Annotated in this window: 20 protein-coding genes and 1 riboswitch; of the genes, 7 read left to right on the top strand and 13 right to left on the bottom strand. The window is 72.9% G+C overall.

The window, feature by feature from the left end; all coding sequences use genetic code 11:
• Nucleotides 1–50: 50 nt before the first annotated feature.
• Nucleotides 51–377 (bottom strand): hypothetical protein, encoded by a 327-nt coding sequence (locus DNK56_RS32440; protein ID WP_111339327.1) that lies wholly within the window; start codon nucleotides 375–377, stop codon nucleotides 51–53.
• Nucleotides 378–554: 177 nt separating this feature from the next.
• Here DNK56_RS32440 and DNK56_RS32435 point away from each other — a divergent pair, with 177 nt between their 5' ends.
• Genes DNK56_RS32435 through DNK56_RS32410 form a run of 6 tightly spaced genes read left to right on the top strand, consistent with a single transcriptional unit; the run spans nucleotide 555 to nucleotide 6,719 of the window.
• Complete coding sequence (locus DNK56_RS32435) at nucleotides 555–1,502, top strand: STM4015 family protein (protein WP_111339326.1); 948 nt, start codon at nucleotides 555–557, stop codon at nucleotides 1,500–1,502.
• A gap of 7 nt (nucleotides 1,503–1,509) precedes the next feature.
• Complete coding sequence (locus tag DNK56_RS32430; RefSeq protein ID WP_111339325.1) at nucleotides 1,510–2,484, top strand: STM4015 family protein; 975 nt, start codon at nucleotides 1,510–1,512, stop codon at nucleotides 2,482–2,484.
• Nucleotides 2,465–3,610, top strand: a complete 1,146-nt coding sequence (locus DNK56_RS32425; protein WP_111339324.1) for an STM4014 family protein — start codon at nucleotides 2,465–2,467, stop codon at nucleotides 3,608–3,610. The genes DNK56_RS32430 and DNK56_RS32425 overlap by 20 nt, the downstream gene beginning before the upstream one ends.
• Before the next feature lie 43 nt (nucleotides 3,611–3,653).
• Entirely contained in the window at nucleotides 3,654–4,466 is an 813-nt protein-coding gene (locus tag DNK56_RS32420; protein WP_111339323.1) for an STM4013/SEN3800 family hydrolase, read from the top strand.
• On the top strand, nucleotides 4,463–5,818 hold the full coding sequence (locus DNK56_RS32415) for an STM4012 family radical SAM protein (protein WP_111339322.1): 1,356 nt from the start codon (nucleotides 4,463–4,465) through the stop codon (nucleotides 5,816–5,818). The genes DNK56_RS32420 and DNK56_RS32415 overlap by 4 nt, the downstream gene beginning before the upstream one ends.
• 7 nt (nucleotides 5,819–5,825) lie before the next feature.
• Nucleotides 5,826–6,719, top strand: coding sequence for an STM4011 family radical SAM protein (locus DNK56_RS32410; protein WP_111339321.1), 894 nt, complete (start codon nucleotides 5,826–5,828; stop codon nucleotides 6,717–6,719).
• Between the two features lie 19 nt (nucleotides 6,720–6,738).
• Here DNK56_RS32410 and DNK56_RS32405 read toward each other — a convergent pair whose 3' ends face one another.
• Both DNK56_RS32405 and DNK56_RS32400 read right to left on the bottom strand, forming a co-directional pair.
• Nucleotides 6,739–7,563, bottom strand: a complete 825-nt coding sequence (locus DNK56_RS32405; protein WP_111339320.1) for an SGNH/GDSL hydrolase family protein — start codon at nucleotides 7,561–7,563, stop codon at nucleotides 6,739–6,741.
• Between the two features lie 186 nt (nucleotides 7,564–7,749).
• Complete coding sequence (locus DNK56_RS32400) at nucleotides 7,750–8,709, bottom strand: M23 family metallopeptidase (protein WP_111339319.1); 960 nt, start codon at nucleotides 8,707–8,709, stop codon at nucleotides 7,750–7,752.
• Nucleotides 8,710–8,711: 2 nt separating this feature from the next.
• Nucleotides 8,712–8,867: riboswitch (cyclic di-AMP (ydaO/yuaA leader) on the bottom strand.
• Nucleotides 8,868–9,289: 422 nt separating this feature from the next.
• On the opposite strand from DNK56_RS32400, the gene DNK56_RS32395 reads away from it, so the two are divergent.
• Nucleotides 9,290–10,102, top strand: a complete 813-nt coding sequence (locus DNK56_RS32395; RefSeq protein WP_111339318.1) for a tyrosine-protein phosphatase — start codon at nucleotides 9,290–9,292, stop codon at nucleotides 10,100–10,102.
• 6 nt (nucleotides 10,103–10,108) lie between these two features.
• On the opposite strand, the gene DNK56_RS35630 is transcribed toward DNK56_RS32395, so the two are convergent.
• From DNK56_RS35630 to hpnD, 10 genes are all read right to left on the bottom strand, one after another.
• Nucleotides 10,109–10,285: a DUF6126 family protein gene (locus DNK56_RS35630; RefSeq protein ID WP_199563555.1), complete on the bottom strand. Its 177-nt coding sequence runs from the start codon at nucleotides 10,283–10,285 to the stop codon at nucleotides 10,109–10,111.
• 43 nt (nucleotides 10,286–10,328) lie between these two features.
• Nucleotides 10,329–10,937, bottom strand: coding sequence for a helix-turn-helix domain-containing protein (locus tag DNK56_RS32390; protein ID WP_111339317.1), 609 nt, complete (start codon nucleotides 10,935–10,937; stop codon nucleotides 10,329–10,331).
• 60 nt (nucleotides 10,938–10,997) lie between these two features.
• Nucleotides 10,998–12,395 (bottom strand): aspartate aminotransferase family protein, encoded by a 1,398-nt coding sequence (locus tag DNK56_RS32385; protein ID WP_111339316.1) that lies wholly within the window; start codon nucleotides 12,393–12,395, stop codon nucleotides 10,998–11,000.
• A complete protein-coding gene (dxs, locus tag DNK56_RS32380) occupies nucleotides 12,392–14,323 on the bottom strand; it encodes a 1-deoxy-D-xylulose-5-phosphate synthase (RefSeq protein WP_111339315.1) in 1,932 nt (643 codons plus the stop codon). The genes DNK56_RS32385 and dxs overlap by 4 nt, the downstream gene beginning before the upstream one ends.
• A gap of 93 nt (nucleotides 14,324–14,416) precedes the next feature.
• Nucleotides 14,417–15,436: an adenosyl-hopene transferase HpnH gene (gene hpnH, locus DNK56_RS32375; RefSeq protein WP_111339314.1), complete on the bottom strand. Its 1,020-nt coding sequence runs from the start codon at nucleotides 15,434–15,436 to the stop codon at nucleotides 14,417–14,419.
• A gap of 5 nt (nucleotides 15,437–15,441) precedes the next feature.
• Nucleotides 15,442–16,098, bottom strand: coding sequence for a phosphorylase family protein (locus DNK56_RS32370; protein ID WP_111339313.1), 657 nt, complete (start codon nucleotides 16,096–16,098; stop codon nucleotides 15,442–15,444).
• The gene (shc, locus tag DNK56_RS32365; protein WP_111339312.1) at nucleotides 16,098–18,101 is read right to left on the bottom strand and encodes a squalene--hopene cyclase; all 2,004 of its coding nucleotides are present in this window, start codon (nucleotides 18,099–18,101) and stop codon (nucleotides 16,098–16,100) included. Before shc ends, DNK56_RS32370 begins: the two co-directional genes overlap by 1 nt.
• Before the next feature lie 107 nt (nucleotides 18,102–18,208).
• Nucleotides 18,209–19,309: a polyprenyl synthetase family protein gene (locus tag DNK56_RS32360; RefSeq protein WP_199563556.1), complete on the bottom strand. Its 1,101-nt coding sequence runs from the start codon at nucleotides 19,307–19,309 to the stop codon at nucleotides 18,209–18,211.
• Nucleotides 19,306–20,694, bottom strand: coding sequence for a hydroxysqualene dehydroxylase HpnE (gene hpnE, locus DNK56_RS32355; protein WP_111339310.1), 1,389 nt, complete (start codon nucleotides 20,692–20,694; stop codon nucleotides 19,306–19,308). The genes DNK56_RS32360 and hpnE overlap by 4 nt, the downstream gene beginning before the upstream one ends.
• Before the next feature lie 134 nt (nucleotides 20,695–20,828).
• Nucleotides 20,829–21,749, bottom strand: a complete 921-nt coding sequence (gene hpnD / locus DNK56_RS32350; RefSeq protein ID WP_199563557.1) for a presqualene diphosphate synthase HpnD — start codon at nucleotides 21,747–21,749, stop codon at nucleotides 20,829–20,831.
• Between the last annotated feature and the right edge of the window lie 6 nt (nucleotides 21,750–21,755).

Raw genomic sequence — 21,755 nt, 5'->3', positions numbered from 1 at the left:
GCTGTGCCCGCCGCTCCCGTCCGTCCGCGAACGGGAGGGCTTCCGCTCCGTCAGTCCGCGACGATGCGGACCGCTCCCGGCGCGTACTCCCGCTGGCGCACCACACGGAACCAGCCCTGGGGCAGCGGGATCGTCGCGTGTTCCTCGTGCACCACGCGCCCGCCCTCGGGGAGGTGGAGCAGCATCGGGCCGAACACTCCGCGCTCCCGGATCAGCCGGCCCGGGCCGGGCACGGCGTGCGCGTGTCCGGTGACCTCGCCGAGCGCGAGCACCAGCCGGCCCCGCGCGTCGCGCAGTTCGCCCGGCGCCTCCCGGAGCTGCGCGGGAACCGCCGACTCCTCCAGTGGCACGATCAGTACATCGCCCTGCCGGTACACAGACCTCTCCCCTCTGCGGCGGCACCCGCTGTGCCGGCCACATCGAAAACGCTACGGCGGGGGTCTGACAATCGGCCGCCGCACGGTCCGGTGGCGGGGGCGGTCGCGGGATTGTCAGTGGGTCTTGATAGACCTTGCGGACATCATTTCCGTCGCCGTCATCAGGAGCTCAGTGCCATGTCCGTGGACCACCTGCACGAGTTGCTCGGCCTCCCGGCCGTCGATTTCGAGTCCGGGGAGGCCGGCGGCCCCCGGCCCGCCGCCGACGCCGCCGCGTGGCGGGTGTGGATCGACGCCTACGAGGACGAGGGCACCTGGGAGGAGGAGTTCAACGCCTTCCTGGACGAGGTCGATCCGGCGGGTGTCCGCGCCCTGATCATCGGGCAGTGGGGCGAGTCCTACGAGGAGAAGTCCTCGTACCCGATCGGTCTCGTCATCGCCGCCGCCGACCGGCTGACCTCACTGGAGGCGGTGTTCGTCGGCGACATGACGATGGAGGAGTCGGAGATCTCCTGGATCGAGCAGAGCGACGTCACGGCGCTGCTCGCGGCCTTCCCCTCGCTGGTGGAGCTGGGTGTGCGCGGTGGCTCCGAGCTGGTCTTCCCGGCCACGAAGCACGAGCGGCTGCGGACGCTCACCATCGAGACGGGCGGGCTGCCGCGCGAGGTGGTGCGCGGCGTCCTGGACAGCGAACTGCCCGCCCTGGAGCGGCTGGAGCTGTGGCTCGGCGTCTCGGCCTACGGCGGCGACGCCCAGGTGGCCGACCTGGCGCCGCTGCTGTCCGGTACGCGGTTCCCCGCCCTGCGCCATCTGGGCCTGCGCAACAGCGAGATCCAGAACGAGATCGCGGCCGCCGTCGCCTCGGCCCCGCTGGTGGCCCGGCTGCACACGCTGGACCTGTCCAGCGGCACGCTCGGCGACGAGGGCGCGGCCTCGCTCCTGGAGGGCCAGCCGCTGACCCACCTCGACGCGCTGGACCTGCACCACCACTTCCTCACCGAACCGATGGAGCGCCGGGTCGTCGAGGCGCTGGAGCCGCACGGGGTGCGGGTGGACCTGTCGGAGCGCTGCGAGCCGTGGGACAACCGGGGCCCGGCGGGCCGTTACGTCACGGTTTCGGAGTGAGGGTGCGATGAGCGGCATTTATCACCCCGACACGTTCCACGGCCTGCCCGTCCGCACCCTTCCGCTGCCGGACGGCGACGGGAAGCCCGCGGCCGCCCCGCCCGCCACCCTGCCCGCGGCGGACTCCGTGGCCTGGCGGCTGGACTGCGCCTGGGAGGGTCCCGACTTCCCCGACCTCTGGCGGCATTTCCTGGACACGGTCGACCCGGCCGGCGTCCGTGCCTTGCTGATCGGGCCCTGGTGGGCGGAGAACTACAGCCCGCTGACGCCCGTGATCGAGCTGCTCGCGGCGGACGCCGGGCGCTTCCCGGCGCTGCGCGGCCTCTTCCTCGCCGATGTCGTCGGTGAGGAGTGCGAGGTGTCCTGGCTCCAGATGTGCGACATCACCCCCGTTCTCGAGGCGTTCCCGCGTCTGGAGGAGCTGGTGGTGCGCGGCGGGGGCAGCGGGCTCAACGAGGAGACGCTGGAGCTGCTGCCCGTACGGCACGAGGCGCTGCGGTCGCTGCGCTTCGAGTCCGGCGGACTGCCCGCCCCGGTGGTGCGCGCGGTCGGCGCCTGCGAGCTGCCCGCGCTGGAGCGGCTGGAGCTGTGGCTGGGCTCCCAGTGGTACGAGGGCGACGCGACGATGGCGGACGTGGAGCCGCTGCTGTCGGGCGCGGCCTTCCCCCGGCTGCGCCATCTCGGGCTGCAGAACAGCGAGTTCCAGGACGAGATCGCGGCGGCGGTGGCCTCGGCGCCGGTCGTCGCGCAGCTGGACTCGCTGGCGCTGTCGCTGGGCACCCTGGGCGACGAGGGGGCGCTGGCCCTGCTGAACGGCCAGCCGCTCACGCATCTGTCCTCGCTGGACCTGGACCACAACTACCTGAGCGAGCCGGTGCGGGCCCGGATCGAGGAGCTGTGTGCCCGCGAGGGCATCGAGGTCGAGCTCGAAGAGGCCGACGACTGGGACCCCGACTCCCGCTATGTGGCGATCAGTGAGTAGCGGTCCGCCGCGTCTCGCGGTCGTCGGCAACCCGGGCAGCCGCCGCGTGTCCCTCTTCCAGGACGCGGTGGCCGCCGCCGGCCTGCCCCCGGCGCGTACGGTCGCCTGGCTGGACGTGCTGGAGGGCGGGGCGCGGTTCCTGCCCGGCGAGACCGTGCGCGTCGACTCGCCGGGCGAGGACGCGGCGGTGGACCGGCTGCTGCGCGGGGCCGACGATCCGACGCGGGTGGAGGGTTCGGCCCTCTGGTACGCGCGCTTCAGCGCCGCCGTCCGCGAGGTCGCGGCGGCGGCGGCGCGGGCGGGCGCCCGGCTGCTGGACGACCCGGCCGACATCGCGGTGCTGTTCGACAAGCGGCTGTGCCACGGTGTGCTGGACGCGGCCGGGGTGCCGGTGCCCGCCTCGCCGACCTCCGGCCCGGCCGGGGCCCCCGTGCGGGGCTGGGAGGACGTGCGGGCCCTGATCGCCGAGCACCGCATGCCCCGGGTGTTCGTGAAGCCCGCGCACGGCTCGTCGGCCTCCGGGGTGCTGGCCGTGGAGACGGCCGGCGGCGGCCGGGTCCGGGCGGCCACCTCGGTGGAGCGCGACCCGGCCGGCCGGCTCTACAACTCGCTGCGGGTCCGCCGGTGCACGACGGAGCGCGAGGTCGCCGCGATCGTCGACGCGCTGGCGCCCGACGGGCTGCACATCGAGCGCTGGCTGCCCAAGGCGTCGCAGGGCGGCCGGGCCGCGGATCTGCGGGTCGTCGTGGTGGCCGGCCGGGCGACGCACGCCGTGGTGCGCACCAGCGCGTCGCCGATGACCAATCTGCATCTGGGCGGGGCGCGCGGCGACCTGGCCGGGGTGCGGGCGGCCGTCGAGGCGGCGGGCGGCAGCTGGGGCGAGGCGCTGGCGGTCTGCGAGCGGGCCGCCGCCGCCTTCCCGGACACGCTGTGCGTCGGCGTCGATCTGCTGCCCCTGACCGGCTGGCGGCGGTTCGCCGTCGGCGAGGTCAACGCCTTCGGAGACCTGCTGCCGCGGCTGACCGGACTCCCCGGCAGCGGCGCCGAGGGCATGGACACCTACGCGGCGCAGGTCGCCGCCGTACTGGACCGAGCAAGGAACACCCGTGTCAGCACAACCCCCTGAGCCCGCCCCCACCCCCGTTTCAGCAGCCGTCCCGGACCCCGACATGAGCGAGGTCGTGGGCAGCCACGACCTGCTGCTCGTCACCCTGGACACCCTGCGGTACGACGTCGCGGCGGAGCTGGCCGCCGCCGGGCGCATCCCGCATCTGGCCCGTCATCTGCCGGGCGGCGCCTGGGAGAAGCGGCATGCTCCGGGCAGCTTCACGTACGCCTCCCACCAGGCGATCTTCGCCGGGTTCCTGCCCACTCCGGCGACGCCCGGACCGCATCCCCGGCTGTTCGCGGCCCGCTTCGCCGGCAGCGAGACCACCGCCGAGCGCACCTTCGTGTTCGACACCCCGGACCTGGTGTCGGGGCTGGCGAAGGAGGGCTATCACACGGTGTGCATCGGCGGGGTCGGCTTCTTCAACCGGCAGGGGCCGCTCGGTTCGGTGCTGCCGGGTCTTTTCCAGGAGGCGCACTGGGAGCCGGAGTTCGGGGTGGCCTCGCCCACCTCGTTCGAGGCCCAGGTCGCCCGCGCCGAGCGGGTGGTCGCCGGTCTGCCGCCGGAGCGGCGGCTCTTCCTCTTCGTGAACGTCGCGGCGCTCCACCAGCCGAACTGGTTCCACCGTCCCGGCGCGACCCGTGACGCCGGGGACAGCCGTGCGACGCATGCCGCGGCCCTGGAGTACGTGGACGCCCACATCGGCCGGCTCTTCGCGGCCGCGAGCAGCCGCCGCCGTACGTTCGCCATCGTCTGCTCCGACCACGGCACGGCCTACGGCGACGACGGCTACACCGGTCACCGGCTCGGCCACGAGTCCGTCTGGACCGTTCCGTACGCCCACTTCTTCCTGGAACCGGGGGCCGCCCGATGACCGCGACGCAGACCGTCCGCCCGTACGAGAGCTATGTGTACGCCTATCCGCACAAGACGGCGTACCGGCCGCTCGCCGGGCAGCCCGGCGGCCGGCCGGAGCTGCGGGAGCTGTGGGCGGGGGAACGCAAGGACGCCCTCTCGCTCTATCTGCACATCCCGTTCTGCGAGGTCCGCTGCGGCTTCTGCAACCTCTTCACCCGGATCGGCGCGCCCGACGAGCTGACCTCGCGCTATCTGGACGCGCTGGACCGGCAGGCGGTCGCCGTGCGGGACGCGCTGGGCGACGGGGAGCCGGTGCGGTTCGCCGCGGCCGCTTTCGGCGGGGGCACGCCCACGTTCCTGACGGCGGGCGAGCTGGAGCGGCTGTGCGACATCGCGGAGAAGCGGATGGGCGCCGATCTGCGGTCCGTGCCGCTGTCCGTGGAGACGTCCCCGTCGACCGCGACCGCCGACCGGCTGGCCGTGCTGGCCGAGCGGGGCACGACCAGGATCAGCATCGGGGTGCAGAGCTTCGTGGAGGCCGAGGCCCGCGCCGCGGTGCGCCCGCAGCGTCCGGCCGACGTCGAACGGGCCCTGGACCGCATCCGGGACACCTCCGTACCGATCCTCAACATCGACCTGATCTACGGCATCGACGGCCAGACCGAACGGACCTGGCAGACCTCGCTGGACACGGCCCTGCGGTGGCGGCCGGAGGAGCTGTACCTCTACCCGCTGTACGTGCGCCCGCTGACCGGGCTGGGCCGGCTCTCCGCCGGGGAGGCCGACGCGGCCTGGGACGAGCAGCGGCTGCGGCTGTACCGGGCGGGGCGCGACCATCTCCTGGCGCACGGCTACGAGCAGGTGTCGATGCGGATGTTCCGGCGCGCGGACGCCCCGCGGACGGACGGCCCCGACGACTACGCCTGCCAGACGGACGGCATGATCGGGCTGGGGTGCGGCGCGCGTTCGTACACCTCGCGGCTGCACTACTCGTTCGACTACGCGGTGCGGATGGGCGAGGTGCGGAGCATCATCGACGCCTACACGGCGACCGCGGACTTCTCCCGCGCCGAGGTGGGCCGCCACACCGACGCGGACGAGGCGCGCCGCCGTCATCTGCTGCAGTCGGTGCTCCAGGCGCGCGGCATGGACGTGGACGGCTACCGCGAGCGGTTCGGCAGTTCGCCGTACGTGGACTTCGCCGCGGAGCTGGCCCGGTTCGAGGAGCGGGGCTGGCTCGACGCGCAGGCGCCGGCCGCGGGCCTGCTGCGTCTGTCGCCCGAGGGGCTCGCGTACTCCGACGCGCTGGGCCCGGAGCTCTTCTCCCCCGCCGTGCGGGCCGCGATGGCCGCGTACGAGCTGAAGTGAGTCACGCGTGGACCTGACGATTCTGTACCGGGGCCCGCTCGCCTCGTGCGACTACGACTGCCCGTACTGTCCGTTCGCCAAGCGGCGCGACAGCCGGGAGCAGCTGCGTGCGGACCGGGCGGCTCTGGAGCGGTTCACCGCGTGGGTGGCGGCGCAGACCGGCGACCGGATCTCGGTGCTGTTCACGCCGTGGGGCGAGGGCCTGGTGCGCTCCTGGTACCGGCGGGCGATCGTGGAGCTGGCGGGGCTGCCGCAGGTGCGCCGGGTCGCGATCCAGACGAACCTGGGCGGCCGGACACGGTGGCTGGCCGAGGCTCCGGCGGCGGCCCGTGAGCGGATCGCGCTGTGGTGCACCTACCATCCGGGGCAGACGCCGTACGAGCGTTTCCTGGGCCGGTGCGCGGAGCTGCGGGAGCTCGGGGTCCGGCACAGCGTGGGTGTCGTGGGCCTCGACGAGCATCTCGGTGAGGCGCGGCGGCTGCGCGCGGCGCTCCCGGAGGAGGTCTATCTCTGGGTGAACGCCGCCGAGGGGCACACGTACACGGACGAGGAGGCCGGGCGGTGGACGGAGATCGATCCGCTGTTCCCGTACAGCCGCCATCCGCACCGCTCGGGCGGGCTGCCGTGCCGGACCGGTGAGTCGGTGATCTCGGTGGACGGGGAGGGCACGGTGCGCCGCTGCCATTTCGTCAGGGCCGAGCTGGGCAATCTGTACGACGGGAGCTACCGGGCGGCGCTGCGGCCCCGGGCCTGCCCGCTCGCGGTGTGCGACTGCCACATCGGGTACGTCCATCTGGAGACGCTGCCGCTGTACGACGTGTTCGCGGGCGGGGTGCTGGAGCGCGTCCCGGCGGCGCTGCCGCCGTCCCCGGTCGCCGCGCCGGTTGCGCGGGGCGGCTGAGGACGGCGGAGGGGGGCCGTCACAGGGGCAGCAGGTCCGGCCGCTTCGGCTCGACGTGGTCCCCGGAGGACTCGCCGCGCAGCCGGCGGCCGATCCACGGGACGAGGTGTTCGCGCGCCCAGTGGATGTCGTCGCGGCGGACTTCCAGGGTGCCGCGCGGGGGCTGCGGCGGCCACGGCTGGTCGGGGTCGGCCGGTACGTCGATGCCGAGGACCTGGGCGGCGCGCAGGGCGACGCGGGTGTGGCCCTCGGGCGAGAGGTGCAGCCGGTCGCTGTCCCAGGCGCGCCGGTCCTGCACGGAGCGCAGCGACCACAGGTCGAGGACCGGGCAGTCGTAGCGGTCGGCGATGGCCCGGACGTGGGCGGTGTAGGTGGCGACCTTGCCGCGCAGATGGCGCAGCACGGGGATGCCCCGGGTGTCGAAGCCGGTGGTGATCATGACTGTGCCGACGGAGCGGGCGAGGTCGGCGACCGCGCGCTCGAAGCGTTCGGCGACGTCGTCGGGGTCGCTGCCCGGCCGGATGATGTCGTTGCCGCCGGCGCAGAAGCTCACCAGGTCGGGGGCGAGTTCCCTGGCGCGGGGCACCTGCTCCTCGACGATCTGGTCGAGGAGGCGTCCTCGTACGGCGAGATTGGCGTACCGGAAGTCGTCGTGCGCCGGGCCGGGCTCGGGGAGCCGGTCCGCGAGGAGTACCGCGAGCCGGTCGGCCCAGCCGACGAATGTTCCGTCCGGGCCGGGGTCGCCGACTCCCTCGGTGAAGCTGTCGCCGATCGCCGCGTACGACCCGATGGCGTCCTGTCGGTCGACGGCGCCCTGGTGGATGTTGTTCGAATCGTCTGCCACAAACGCATATCCTGCACCGCTCAATGTGACCTACGCGACCGTAATAAGGGGTTGACGGGGGGTGAGATAAACCACCCGGTCAGTTTTCGGTAAAGGGGGAATAAGCGGAGGGACGGCGCACCGTTGTGGTGCGCCGTCCCTCGATGCCGTCGGGCGGCCCGGTGGTGCGGGCCGGTGCCGGCTGGATCAGACGTAGATGCCGTGCGACGCCAGGTAGGCGATCGGGTCGATGTCGGAGCCGTAGCCCGGGCCGGTGCGGACCTCGAAGTGGAGGTGCGGGCCGGTGACGTTGCCGGTGGAGCCGGAGAGGCCGATCTGCTGGCCCGCGGTCACGGTCTGGCCGGCCGCGACGGAGAGCGAGGAGAGGTGGCCGTACTGGGAGTAGCGGCCGTCGGCGTGCTTGACGACGACCTGGTTGCCGTAGGCGCCGCCCCAGCCGGCGGTGACGACGGTGCCGGAGGTGATGGCCTTGACGCTGGTGCCGGTGGAGACGGGGAAGTCGATGCCGGTGTGGCTGCCGCTGGACCAGTTGGCACCGGAGGCGCGGTAGGCGGTGGTGTGGTTGCCGGGGACCGGGTGGGCGTAACCGGAGGCGTTGTCCTGGGTGGCGGGGGCCTCGGACTCGGGCGCGGCCTGCGCCTCGGTCTTGACCTCGGCCTTGGGCGCGGTGCGGGGCTGCGCCTTGGCGTCGGTCTTGGCCTCGGGCGCGGACTTCGCGGCGGCCTCGGGCGCGGTCTTCGCGGCCGGCTTGGCGGGGGCCTCGGACGCGGCGGCGGGGGCCGCCTTGGCGCCGAGGGTCAGCTTCATGCCGGGGAAGATCAGGCTCGGGTTCTCGCCGACGACCTCGCGGTTGTCCTGGTACAGCTTCTGCCAGCCGCCCTTGAGGTGGTGCTGGGCGGCGATCTTCGAGAGGTAGTCGCCGGAGACCACGGAGTAGGTGGTGGTGCCGGTGCTCTTGGCGGGCTTGGCCGGGGTGGCGTGCGCGGCGACCGACTTCGGGGCGGCCGGGGCGGACTGCTCCGCGGCGTGGGCACCGGTGGCGCCGAGCAGCGGAAGCGCGATGACGGCTCCGCCGGCGCTCGCGGCGACGACGCCGCGGGCGATGGTGCTGGTCCTGGGACGGCGGTGCTTACCCGAAATGGGCATGAAGAATTCCTCTCCGGCGCCTGCGAGGTGAGCTGTCGGGTTCGGGCTGGAGATGCCCGGTCGCGGCTGGCGCGACTTCACCCCTAGCCGTCCGGTCGTCCCGGTCGGCGGCTTACCTGGTTCCCCCGCTCCTGCCACACGGTGAGTGGATGCGAATTCCGGACGGCGGCAGGATTGGGCGTTCCATCCGGAGTGACATGGAACGTAAGCGAGCCGGGACGGCGGAAACAAGCCGCAGGTTCCACTTCGGATTCCGCTTCGGAATTTCGGCGCGGAATTCCGGTCACACTCCGTGGATTACGGATCTTGGCTTTCCGCGCGGTGCGGGGATTACCCCTACGGAGCGCCGCCACACACCGTCACGGATATGATCCCGCTCACGAGTGGCCGGCCATCTCCCCTGGAAACAGGGCAGGTTCGGGAAAATGCCCCATTAAGGACATTGCACGCCGATGGCACGTTCCGGAGCGGGGCCCGTTCGGGGTGGCGGGCGAGATGGTTGCCCCAGGAATCGATGTCGTAGGGTCGCGGGCGTGGCCCGTCGGCGACACGCGCCGGGGCAGAGCCTCCAGGAGTGACCGTGACGCAGCAGCTGCCGCAGACCCCGCCGACGGAGCCCGTCCTCACCGGCGTCCGCAACTTCCGCGACCTGGGCGGACTGCCCACCGCCGACGGCCGCCGGGTGCGGCACGGCAGGCTCTTCCGCAGCGGCCACCTGGCGCACGCGACCGCCGAGGACGCGGCCTTCCTCGGCGGGCTCGGGCTGCACACCGTCTTCGACTTCCGCAACGCGGCCGACCACCGGCTGGACGGCCTGGACGTGGAGCTGCCGGGGGTGCGCAACGTCAGCATCCCGCTGAGCGACCCGGCGGACGGGGCGGAGTTCTGGCGGATGGTGCGCGACGGCGACCTGGCGGATCTGCGCTCGATCCTGGCGGACGGCAAGGGCACCCGCCGCATGATCGCCTCGTACCGGTCGATCATCCTGGAGCGCACCGTCGAGCACAGCCGGGTGCTGCACGCCCTGGCCGAGGACAGCGTGCCCGCGCTGATGCACTGTGCGGCGGGCAAGGACCGGGCGGGGCTGTCCGTCGCGGTGACGCTGCTCGCGCTGGGCGTCGAGCGGGAGACGATCGAGGCCGACTACCTCAAGTCGAACGACCCGCACCGCCGCTACCGCATCCGGCGCAGCGACACCTCCGCCGCCGGCATGTCGCCGGAGGTGCTGGAGCTGCTGAACCCGCTGTTCGGCGCCGAGTCCGCGTATCTGGCCGCGGCCTTCGCCGCCGTCGACGAGACCTGGGGCGGCACCGACCGCTATCTCGGCGAGGGTCTGAAGCTGGCGCCGGCCACCCGTGAGCGGCTGCGCGAGCGGCTGCTCGACGAGGGGTGAGCCGTCCTACTGGTTGTTCATGCCGACCGCGAAGAGCAGATAGAGGAACGCGGCGATGACGTGCCCGGCCACCAGGTAGGCGAAGAGCCGGATGACGAGTCCGCGCGGCATCTTCTTCTCATGGGTGTCGTCGCCGGGGCGCCTGGCCGGGGTGAGCGGGTCGTAGTTCTCCGAGTCGGACATGACTGGCCTCTCTGGCTGCCGGGGAGTCCCGGTGGCGGAAATCTCAGCCGCGGTGGGCGGCGCCGCCGAGACACAGCTCGACGGCGGGGCTCTGCAGCAGGGTGTGGACGAACAGCAGCTCGGAGCCCCGGGGCTCCAGGGCGGCGATCCGGTGCGGGGTGAGCGAGTCGAAGTGCGCGCCGTCGCCCGGCGCGAGGTCGTGGACCGTCTCGCCGAGCGTCACCCGCAGGCGGCCGCGCAGGACGTACAGCCACTCCTCGCCGGGATGGACCCGGACCAGGTCGCCCTGGGCGCCGTACGGGACGCGGACGCGCAGCGCCTGCATGGCCCGGCCGGAGGCGCCGGCCTGCTGGTAGATCCAGCCGTCCGCGGCCGCCCCCTCGAACGGGCCGCCGCGTACGATCGCGTCACGTTCCGGGGACGTCTCGCCGAGCAGTTCGGAGACCGTCGTACCGTAGATCCTGGCCAGCTGGAGCAGCATGGGCAGCGAGGGCTGGCGCCGGCCCGTTTCGAGCCGGGAGAGATGGGCGGGCGAGAGCCCCGCCCGCTGGGCCGCGGTCTCCAGGGTGAGACCACGGCCGCGGCGCAGATCGCGCAGGCGTGGCGCGACACCGGGCAGCTCGCCGGCCGCCTGGTCGTCCGGAGGGTTCATGCCTCCATTGGGCCAAAATCTTTCCCCTGGGGCAAATTTCTTGCCTCTCGGGCAAAAACGTCAGCGGTTGGCGACGGCCTGCTTCACCAGGGTCCGGCCGAAGTCCCACATCAGTCCCCCGCCGCTGTGCGCGTCGTCCATGACGGCGGTGAACGCGGTGACGAAGCGGTCCACGTCCGCGTCGTCGATCACCAGCGGCGGGATCAGCTTGATCACTTCGAGGTGGTCGCCGGAGACCTGGGTGAGGATGCGGTGCTTCTGGAGGAGGGGCACGACGACCATCTGCGCGAAGAGCCCCTTGCGGGCGGCCTGGAGCATCGTCCAGCGGCTGCGCAGCTTCAGCGAGGTGGGGCGGCCGAACTCGATGCCGATCATCAGCCCGCGCCCCCGCACCTCGTGCAGCAGCTCGTAGCGGCCGACCAGCGCGGACAGCCGCTCGCGGAGCAGGTCGCCGGTGCGGCGCGCGTGCGCGACGGTCTCCTCGTCCTCCATCACCGACAGCACCGCGAGCCCGGCGGCCATCGCCTGGGCGTTGGAGCCGAAGCTGGCGGAGTGGACGAGGACGCGGTCCATCGAGGAGTAGACGCGCTTGAAGATCCAGTCCTTGCCGAGCGTCGCCCCGACCGGAACGTAGCCGCCGGACAGCGCCTTGGCCACGCAGACGAGATCGGGCTCCACGCCCTCCTCGTGCTGGTAGGCGTAGAAGTCGCCGGTCCTGCCGAGCCCGGTCTGCACCTCGTCGGCGATCAGGAGCGCCTTGTGCCGGTGCAGCAGCTCCTGGGCCTCGCGCAGGAAGCCGGGCGGCGCGGGGTGCACCCCCTTGCCCTGGATCGGCTCCACGACCAGCGCGGCCACATCGCCCCGCTTCAGCTCCCGGCGCAGCGCGTCGAGGTCGCCGAGGGCGATGGCGGTGTCGGGCAGCAGCGGGGCGAAGCCGTCGCGGAAGCCGCCCTCGCCGTTGACCGAGAGGGAGCCGGTGGTCAGCCCGTGGAAGGCGTGGTCGCAGTACAGGACGCGCGGCCTGCCGGTGGCGTACCGGGCGAACTTGAGCGCGGTCTCGACTGCCTCGGTGCCGCTGTTGCCGAAGAAGACCCGGTCCAGGTGCGGGCTGTGGCTCAGCAGCTTCTCGGCGAGCAGGCCCGGCAGCGGCTGGCAGTCGAAGCGGGTGAGGTCGGCGAGCGAGGCGTCGAGGACGTCGTGCAGCGCCTTGCGTACGACGGGATGGTGCCGGCCGAGCCCCATCACGCCGAAACCGGCGAGCATGTCGAGGTAGTCGTTGCCGTCGGCGTCCCAGAAGTGGGCGCCCTCGGCCCGTTCGTAGACCCGGTCGAAGCCGATGGTGTGCAGCATGCGCGGGAGCTGGTGGTTGAGGTACCGGCTGTGCAGCTCGTAGCGTTCGGCGCCGCGCTCGGCCAGGAGCCGCGCCAGATCGAAGCCCTTGGGCCCGTCGTCCTTCATGCCCCGCTCTCCTTGTGCCCGTCGTCCGGGGCCCGGTGCCCCGCCGTGCCGCCGGCCGCCCGCAGTGCGGTGGTGGCGGCGCTGATCCGGCCCGCGATCTCGACCGGTGTGAGTCCGATGTCGGCCAGCACCGCGGCCCGTTTGCCGTGCGCGAGGAACTGCTCGGGAATGCCGAAGGTGCGCAGCGGTACGTCGACGTCCGCGTCCCGCAGCGCCAGGCCGACCGCCCAGCCGACGCCCCCGGCCCGGCTGTTGTCCTCGACGACGGCGACGAGCCGGTGCCCGGCGGCGAGCGGCGGCAGCTCCGCGTCGACCGGTCTGACCCAGCGCGGGTCCACCACGGTGCACCGGATGCCGGCGCCCGCGAGCAGTTCGGCGGCCCGCAGGCAGACCGGGGCCATCACGCCGACCGCGACGAGCAGCACATCGGCGTCCTCGTCGCGCCGCAGCACGTCCATGGAGCCGATCCGCCCGACGGCGGGGACCGGTTCGCCCACGGACTCCTTCGGGAACCGCACCAGCGTCGGCGCGTCGTCGACCGCGACCGCCTCGCGCAGTTCCTCGCGCAGCCGGTCCGCGTCGCGGGGTGCGGCGATGCGCAGTCCGGGGACGACCTGGAGGATCGACAGGTCCCACATGCCGTTGTGCGAGGCGCCGTCCGTACCGGTGACGCCGGCCCGGTCCAGGACGAAGGTGACCCCGCATTTGTGCAGGGCGACGTCCATCAGGAGCTGGTCGAAGGCCCGGTTGAGGAAGGTGGCGTAGACGGCGACGACCGGGTGGAGGCCGCCCGTGGCGAGTCCGGCGGCGCTCACCGCGGCGTGCTGCTCGGCGATGCCCACGTCCCAGACGCGGCCGGGGAACGCCTCGGCGAACCGGGTCAGTCCCACCGGGTCGAGCATCGCGGCGGTGACCGCGACGACGTCCGGCCGCTCCGCGCCGATGGCCGTGATCTCGTCGGCGAACACGGAGGTCCAGGACGGCGCGGCGGCGGGGGTGAGCGGGGCGCAGGTGCGCGGGTCCATGGCGCCCACGGTGTGGAAGCGGTCGGCCTCGTCGCGCAGGGCGGGGGCGTAGCCGCGGCCCTTCTCGGTGAGGCAGTGCACCAGGACCGGGCCCCGGTAGCGGCGGGCGCGGTGCAGGGCCGCCTCGACGGCGGCGGTGTCGTGGCCGTCGACGGGGCCGATGTACTTCAGCCCGAGGTCCTCGAACAGGCCCTGCGGGGCGACGAAGTCCTTGAGGCCCTTCTTGGCGCCGTGCAGCGATCCGTACAGCGGCTGACCGATGACGGGGGTGCGGTCCAGGAGCCCTTTGCCCCAGGCCAGGAAGCGTTCGTAGCCGTCGGTGGTGCGCAGGGTGGCGAGGTGGCGGGCGAGGCCGCCGATGGTGGGGGCGTAGGAGCGGGCGTTGTCGTTGACGACGACGATCAGCGGGCGGTCCTTGGCGGCGGCGATGTTGTTCAGCGCCTCCCAGGCCATGCCGCCGGTCAGCGCGCCGTCGCCGATGACCGCGACGACCCGGCCGATCCTGCCGCGTACCTCGTCGGCCTTGGCGAGGCCGTCCGCCCAGCCGAGGACGGTGGAGGCGTGCGAGTTCTCGATGACGTCGTGCTCGGACTCGGCGCGCGAGGGGTAGCCGGAGAGCCCGCCCTTGCCGCGCAGCTTGGAGAAGTCCTGGCGGCCGGTGAGGAGCTTGTGCACGTAGCTCTGGTGGCCGGTGTCCCACAGGATGCGGTCGACGGGCGAGTCGAAGACCCGGTGCAGGGCGATGGTCAGTTCGACCACGCCGAGGTTGGGGCCGAGGTGGCCCCCGGTCCTGGCCACCGCCTGCACCAGGAAGGTGCGGATGTCGTCGGCGAGTTCGCCGAGTTGTGACGCGTTCAGTGCCTTGAGATCGTGCGGCCCCCGGATGCTCTGCAGCAGCGACATGCCGGGCCCCCTCTCTGGTCCTGTTCCACCTCGGGTGACGGCCGGGGTCGGCGGGCGGGACGAGCCGCCCGCCGGCCGACAGGCCCTAGCGGCTCAGCGGCTTCCGCCGACGGTCTCGCGTGCGGCGCGCAGGGATTCCTTGAGGGAGCCCATGGTGGCGAGGACGGCGGTGGGCTCGTAGCCGCAGTGCGCCATGCAGTTGGCGCAGCGCGGGTCCTTGCCCCGGCCGTACTTGTCCCAGTCGGTCTCCTCGATGAGCTGCCGGTACGTGGGCACGTAGCCGTCGCTCATCAGGTAGCAGGGCCGCTGCCAGCCGAACAGCGAGTAGTTGGGGATGGCCCAGGCGGTGCAGGGGAAGTCGGCCTTGCCCTCCAGGAAGTCCAGGAAGAGCGGCGAGTGGTTGAGCCGCCAGCGGCCGCGGTTGCCGCCGGCGAAGGTCTTGCGGAACAGCTCGCGGGTCTGCTCGACGCCCAGGAAGTGTTCCTGGTCGGGCGCCTTCTCGTAGGCGTAGGCGGGCGAGATCATCATCTCGTCCACCTGGAGGTCGTCGTTGAGGAAGTTGAGCACCTCGATGATGGTCTGCGGGGTGTCGGTGTTGAAGAAGGTGGAGTTGGTGGTGACCCGGAAGCCGCGCCGCTTGGCCTCCTTGATCGCCGCCACCGCCTCGTCGAACACGCCCTCCTTGGCGACCGACTCGTCGTGCCGTTCCCGCATTCCGTCGATGTGCACCGCGAACGCGAAATAGGGCGAGGGCGTGAACTTCTCGATCTTCTTGCGCAACAGCATCGCGTTGGTGCAGAGGAACACGTATTTCCTCTTCGCCACGAGCTGCCGCACGATCTCGTCGATCTGCGGGTGCATCAGGGGTTCGCCCCCGGCGATGGAGACCATCGGGGCGCCCGACTCCAGCACGGCGCCCACGGCCTGGGCCACGGGCATGCGCTGCTTGAGGACACCGGCCGGGTGCTGGATCTTCCCGCAGCCCTCGCAGGCGAGGTTGCAGGCGAACAGCGGTTCGAGCTCGACGATCAGCGGGAATTTGTCCCTCTTGCGGAGCTTCTGTTCAATGAGATACGTCGCAACCTTGATGGACTGGCGAAGCGGCATGGCCATCTGGCTCACCTCCTGGGGAGCAGCAAAGATCGGTGCCATTCATGGAAAGCCGGCAGGACTGCGCGGAGAACACGGAAAGCCGATATTCCACCGCGGACCGTGCCGATGCGGACGAGCTCGTGCTCCGGGGCGTCCACGACCACCCGTACGGCGGCAACCGGGCGCGGCCCGGACCGCAGGGCGGTGCGCAGGGTCGCGGCGGACTCCATGTCCACCGCGATCGCCCCGGTGGCCCGCAGCTCCGCCCGCTCGTGTCCCCGCACGACGTGGTCGGAGCCGGTCAGCGGACCGGTGTGTACGGTGCGCCCCGGTACGGCCCCGGCCAGCGCGGCGGCCAGCACCTCCGTACCGGTGCACGGGACGCGGTCCCCGGCGTCCCGTGTCTCCGAGGCCACCACCAGGTCGCCCGGGTGCATGCCGGGGGCGAGGCCGGCGCAGAACCCGGAGGCGATGACGGCGGCGTCCGCCGCCCCGGACCGGCCCAGCGCGCGGGCCACGGCGGTCTCGGCCGCTCTGGGGCCCATGCCGGTACGGAGCACGGTGGCCCGGTGCGGGGCGCCCGCCGCCCCCCGGCCGGTGCGCAGGGCGAGCTGTTCGATGCCGAGCGCGCAGGCGATCAGCAGGGGGGCGGTGGGCCCGGCCGGCCCCGGACCCTCGCCCATCAGGCCTCCTCGCGCTTCGGGGCACGGTCCGCGAACGGGTCGCCGTGCACGTAGCGCCCGAGTGCGGTGAGCGGGAAGACCTGCCGGTAGAGGTGGTAGTTGATGGAGAAGTCCCAGGGGAAGCCGGTCCCGGTGAAGTAGGGCTCGTCCCAGGAGCCGTCCGCCTGCTGGGTCTCGGTGAGCCAGGTGATGCCGCGGGTGACGGCGACGGTGTCCCGGCGGCCGGCGGCGAGCAGGGCGAGCAGGGCCCAGGCGGTCTGGGACGCGGTGGACGCCCCCTGCCCGATCCACTTCTCCTCGCTGTACGAGCGCAGGTCCTCGCCCCAGCCGCCGTCGTCGTTCTGCACGGACTCCAGCCACTCGACCGCGCGCCGGATCGAGGGGTGCGAGACGGGCAGCCCGGCGGCGGTCAGCGCGGGGACCACGGACCCCGTGCCGTACACGTAGTTGACGCCCCAGCGTCCGAACCAGCCCCCGTTGGGGTCCTGTTCGGACAGCAGCCACTCGATTCCGCGCCGGGTGACGGGGTCCGTGGCGCGGCCCTCGACGGCGAGCATCTCCACCACGTGTCCGGTGACGTCGGCGGACGGGGGGTCGATGACCTCGCCGAAGTCGCAGAAGGGCAGCCGGTTGGGGAAGGGGCTGGTGTTGTCCGCGTCGAACGCGCCCCAGGCGCCGTTGCGGGACTGCATCCCGACGGTCCAGCGCACGCCGCGTTCGATGGCGGCGTTCACCCGGTCCTGGTCGGGGTGGCGGACCCGGCGCAGGGCGAGGGCCACCTCCGCGGTGTCGTCGATGTCGGGGTAGTTGTCGTTGTGGAACTCGAACGCCCAGCCGCCGGGCTCCAGATCGGGCCGGCGCACCGCCCAGTCGCCGGGCCGGTCGATCTCCTCGGCGAGCATCCAGTCGGCCGCCCTGACGAGCGCGGGGTGGTCGGGGGCGACCCCGGCGTCGGCGAGGGCGATGGTGGCGAGGCAGGTGTCCCAGACGGGCGACTGGCACGCCTCGATCATGCGGGTGCCGTCCTCGCGCCACACGGCGAAGCGGTCGAGCGATTCGAGGCCGGCCCGCATCACCGGGTGGTCGAGGTCGTAGCCGAGGAGGTGCAGGGCGATGACGGAGTAGACGGCGGGCGGCTGGATGCCGCCCCAGCAGCCGTCGTTCTCCTGCCGTTCGATGATCCAGCGGGCGGCGGTGTTCATCGCGACGCGGCGCAGCGGGCGCGGCGCGAACCGGTGGTAGACGTGCAGTGCCTTGTCGAGGCGCTGGAAGAGGCCGTCCCAGCTCCCCACCGGCGCGGCGCGCCGGGGCGGGTCGGGGTGGTCCGGGTCGGTGTGCAGCTCGTCCAGCGCGAAGGGGGCGGGCCGCACCGGCCGCTTCGCGGAGACGATGGTGAGCGGCACGATGGTCTGGCGGGCCCAGCAGCCGAAGTCGTAGATGTTGAGCGGGACCCACTTGGGGAAGAACATCAGCTCGGGCGGGAGTTCGGGCAGGTCGTCCCACTTCCACCAGCCGAAGAGGGCCAGCCAGATGCGGGTGAAGACGCGGCTCGCGGCGATGCCGCCCTGGTCCCGGACCCAGCCGGCGGCCCGGCGCATGTGGGGGTCGTCGGGCCGGTCGCCGGCGAGCCGCAGCGCGACGTACGCCTCGATGGTGGCGGAGAGGTCGGCGGGGCCACCGTGGAAGGTCGCCCAGGTTCCGTCGCCGAGCTGTTCGCCCCGGATGAAGCCGGCGGCCGCGTGGAGCGTGGCGGGGTCCTGGATGCCGAGGAACTGCCGGAGCAGGAGGTCCTCGGCGTCCATGGTGACGTTGGTGGCGAGGTCGCCCTTCCACCAGCCCTGCTCGTCCTGCCTGCCGAGGAGATGCTCCACGGAGCGTTCCGCGGCCTGCCGCGCGGCGGCCAGGGCGGCGTCGGCGGCGATCGTTGGTTGAGTGGTGATGGTGCTGGCCGAGGCTGCGCGGGGGTCAACGGCCCCGGTGCTTCCGTCGGTCGTCGCTGTCATGGCTTCCCCTTCGTGCAGTCGGTCCTCTGCTGTGCTGGGGTCTCCGTCGGCCGGCGCCCGTGGGGGCGCCGGCCGGCGACTGCGAGTTCATATGGACCAGATGGTGATCATCTCTTTCGTACGACGACGAAGTCCGCGAGCGCCGTGAGCTGCGCCCGCACGGTGTGCGGCATGTCGACGGCGTGCAGCGCCTCTATGGCGACCGCGTGCTGACGGCGTGCCTCCTGGGCGGTCCACTCGCGACCGCCCGCCTCCTCGATGAGCGCCGCGCGGGCGGCGAACTCCTCCTCGGAGAAGCTGTCGAAGTCGCTGCTCTTGGCGTCGGCGGCGAGCAGTTCGCCGAGCCGCTCGGAGGCCGGTCCGCCCGCGGCGAGCGCGGCGACGACCGGCAGGGACTTCTTGCGCTGTCGCAGATCGCTCCACGTCTGCTTGCCGGTGGACTCGGGGTCGCCCCAGATGCCGAGCAGGTCGTCGACCGCCTGGAAGGCGAGCCCGAGGTGGTGGCCGTATGCCTCCAGCACGTCGGCGGTGCGGTCGTCGGCGCCGCCGAGCACCGCGCCGATGGAGCAGGCGCAGGCGAGGAGGGCGCCGGTCTTGTTGCCCTCCATCTCCAGGCACTCCTCGACCGTGACGCGCTCGCGGTGCTCGTAGGAGATGTCCTGGGCCTGGCCGTCGATGAGCTTGCGGGTGGCCGCGGTCAGCCGCCGGGCGGCCCGCAGCGCCTCCACCGTGCCCAGTTCCAGCACGACCTCGTTGGCCAGGGCGAACAGGGCGTCGCCGACCAGGATCGCCTGCGCGGGGCCGTGCACCTTCCATACGGTGTCGCGGTGGCGCCGCTGCTCGTCGCCGTCCATCAGGTCGTCGTGCAGCAGCGAGAAGTTGTGCACGAGTTCGACCGCGACCGCGCCGGGCACGCCGGCCTCGGCGGCGGCGCCGGCCGCCTCGGCGGACAGCAGGGCCAGCGCCGGGCGGACGGCCTTGCCGCCGTCGCCGTCGGCGGGCCTGCCCTGGGCATCGATCCAGCCGAAGTGGTAGGCGGCCACGGTGTCCATGGGCGGTGCGAGCCGGTCGACGGCGGCCCGGAGCACCGGCGCGGAAAGGGCCCGTCCGCGCTCCAGAAGCGCGGTGACGTCCGTGGTGTCCACGGTGTCGGAAGCCGGATTCGCCGGGGTCACTGACTCTCCTCTTGTTCCGGTGGTACTGCTCATGCCGCCTCCTGCAGCGGATGTTCGTGGGGGCGGCCGAGCGCCAGGAGCGCGGCGTCCGCGGCGCCCGCACCGCTGCGGACCGCACCCTCCATCGTGGCGGGCCAGCCGGTGGCGGTCCAGGCACCTGCCAGGAAGAGACCGGGTGCGCGGGTGAGGGTTCCGGGACGCAGCCGGCCGACGCCGGGCGCGGGTGCGAAGGTCGCGGTGCGCTCGCGGGTGACGAAGAAGTCCCGGATGCCGGCGCCCCGTGCGGCCGGCAGCAGCCGTTCCAGCTCGGGGAGGTAGCGGGCGCGCAGTTCGGCGACGGGCAGGTCGATCTCCTCGCCGGCCGCGGACTGGGAGACCGCGAGGTACTGGCCGGGGCCGGTGAGGCCGGACGCCTCGGTGCGGTCGAAGACCCATTGGACGGGCGAGCCGAGCGCGGTGAAGAAGGGCCGCTTCAGCACCTTGCGGTCGTAGACGACGTGCACGTTGAGGATCGGCGAGGTGCCGATGTCCAGGAGCCGGTCCGGCTCGTCGAGCGCGCCCTCGGGCAGCAGGGCGTGGGTCTCGCGCTGCGGCACGGCCAGCACGACGGTGTCCGCCTCGATCCGCTCGGCGCCGGTGTCCACCAGCCAGCCGCCCTCGTCGGTGCGGGTGAGGGCGGTGGCCTTGGTGCGCAGTTCGGTGCGTACGCCGGCGGAGTCCAGGGCCTTGCGGCACAGGGTGTCGTGGATGTCGCCGAGGGGTACGGAGGCCCAGCCGATGTCGGCGGCGCCGGGGTCGGAGAGCAGTCCGGTCTTGAAGACCTTGGCGGCGAGCGCCAGCGACGAGTTGGGCGCGGTGGCGTTGAGGGTGGCGACGCCGACGAGGTCCCAGAGCGCCTCGATGGTGCGGGGCGACTGGCCGTGCCGGGTGAGCCAGCTGCCGAAGTCCTCGGCGTCCAGGGCGGGGTCGTCCGGGTCGAGCCGGCCGAGGGCGAGCGCGGCGCGTGCGACGCCGGCGCGTTCGGCGAGCGAGAGGTGCGGGTAGCCGGCGAGGCCGGCGGCAAGGTGCAGCGGGACCGGGAGCCCGTTGCGGCGCAGCCGTCCCAGCCGGGGCCCGGCGGGCCGGCCGACGTCGAGAACGGGCACGTCCAAACGGTTTTGCAGCGGGGCGAGGCCGACGGCGTCGATCCGGTCGAGGAACCATCGGTAGGCGGTGCAGCAGCGCAGGTAGACGTGCTGTCCGTTGTCGACGGTCAGTTCGCCGCGGCGGAAGGAGAAGGCGAGTCCGCCGAGCCGGGGCCGTCCTTCGAGCAGGGTCACGTCAAGCCCGGCGTCGGCCAGGCGCAGGGCCGCGGTGGTGCCGGCGAGCCCGCCGCCCACCACGACGGCGCGGGACGTGCGCAGGGCGTCGTCACTCATGAGTCCCCCTCTCGGCGGCGGCTTTCCCGTCGGGCCTGCTCGGTCAGGGACGCGGCCGCAGTGCCGGGGGTTGCCCGCCGTTCGTTCCGTTCATCCTTGATGCACATGGTGCGCGAGATGTGCCTGAGACGCATTCAGACACGCCCTCGGGCCGTGCGCCGGGAGATGTGGCGGGCGTCGAATCCGGACAGACCGCGCACGGCGACGTACGCCTTCTCGTGGCCGGGCAGCGAGACCCGGCCGCGCAGCACCGCCTCGGGGTCGCGCTCGATGCGGTCCAGGAGCCGGCGGTAGATCCCGGCCATGGCCGCCACGCAGGCCCCGCTGCGCCGGTCGAGCATGGGCAGCAGCCGGTAGCCCTCGGCGAACAGGGCGCGGGCGCGCCGGACCTCGAAGTGGACGAGGCCCGCGAAGTCGGAGCCGGGGGGCGGGGTCGCGCGGTGGAACCCGGCGGAGCAGCCGAACTTGGCGAGGTCGTCGGCCGGGAGGTAGGTGCGGCCGTTGCCCGCGTCCTCGCGGACGTCGCGCAGGATGTTCGTCAGCTGGAGGGCGAGGCCGAGCGTGTCGGCGTACTCCGGGGCGCGTTCGGTGCCGGGGGCGCCGGGTTCGGTGCCGAAGACGCCGAGGCTGAGCCGGCCGATGGCGCCCGCGACGCACCGGCAGTACACCTTGAGGTCGTCCCAGGTCTCGTAGGCGGCGCCGTGCACGTCCATCAGGACGCCGTCGATGAGTTCATCGAGCCCTTCGAGGGGCAGCGGGAACCGGCGGGCGGCGTCGGCGAGCGCGACGGCCACCGGGTCGGTGTCGTCCTCGTCCACCGCGCCGGTCCGGACGCGGTCGAGGAGGGTACGGGTGGTCTCCAGGCGGACGCGCTTGGTCTCCGGGGCCAGTTCGCCGTCGCCGATGTCGTCGACGCGGCGGGAGAAGGCGTACAGGGCCGACATGGCCTGCCGCTTCTCGGCCGGCAGCAGCCTGATGCCGTACGCGAAGTTACGCGCCTGCTGTCCGGTGACCGCCTCGCAGTAACTGTATGCGGCCTGTACCGGTGCGGACATGTAGGT

Origin of the sequence: Streptomyces sp. AC1-42W (assembly GCF_003248355.1) — a bacterium.
Lineage (GTDB): Bacteria > Actinomycetota > Actinomycetes > Streptomycetales > Streptomycetaceae > Streptomyces.
This window is presented reverse-complemented; position numbering and strand designations above follow the sequence as displayed.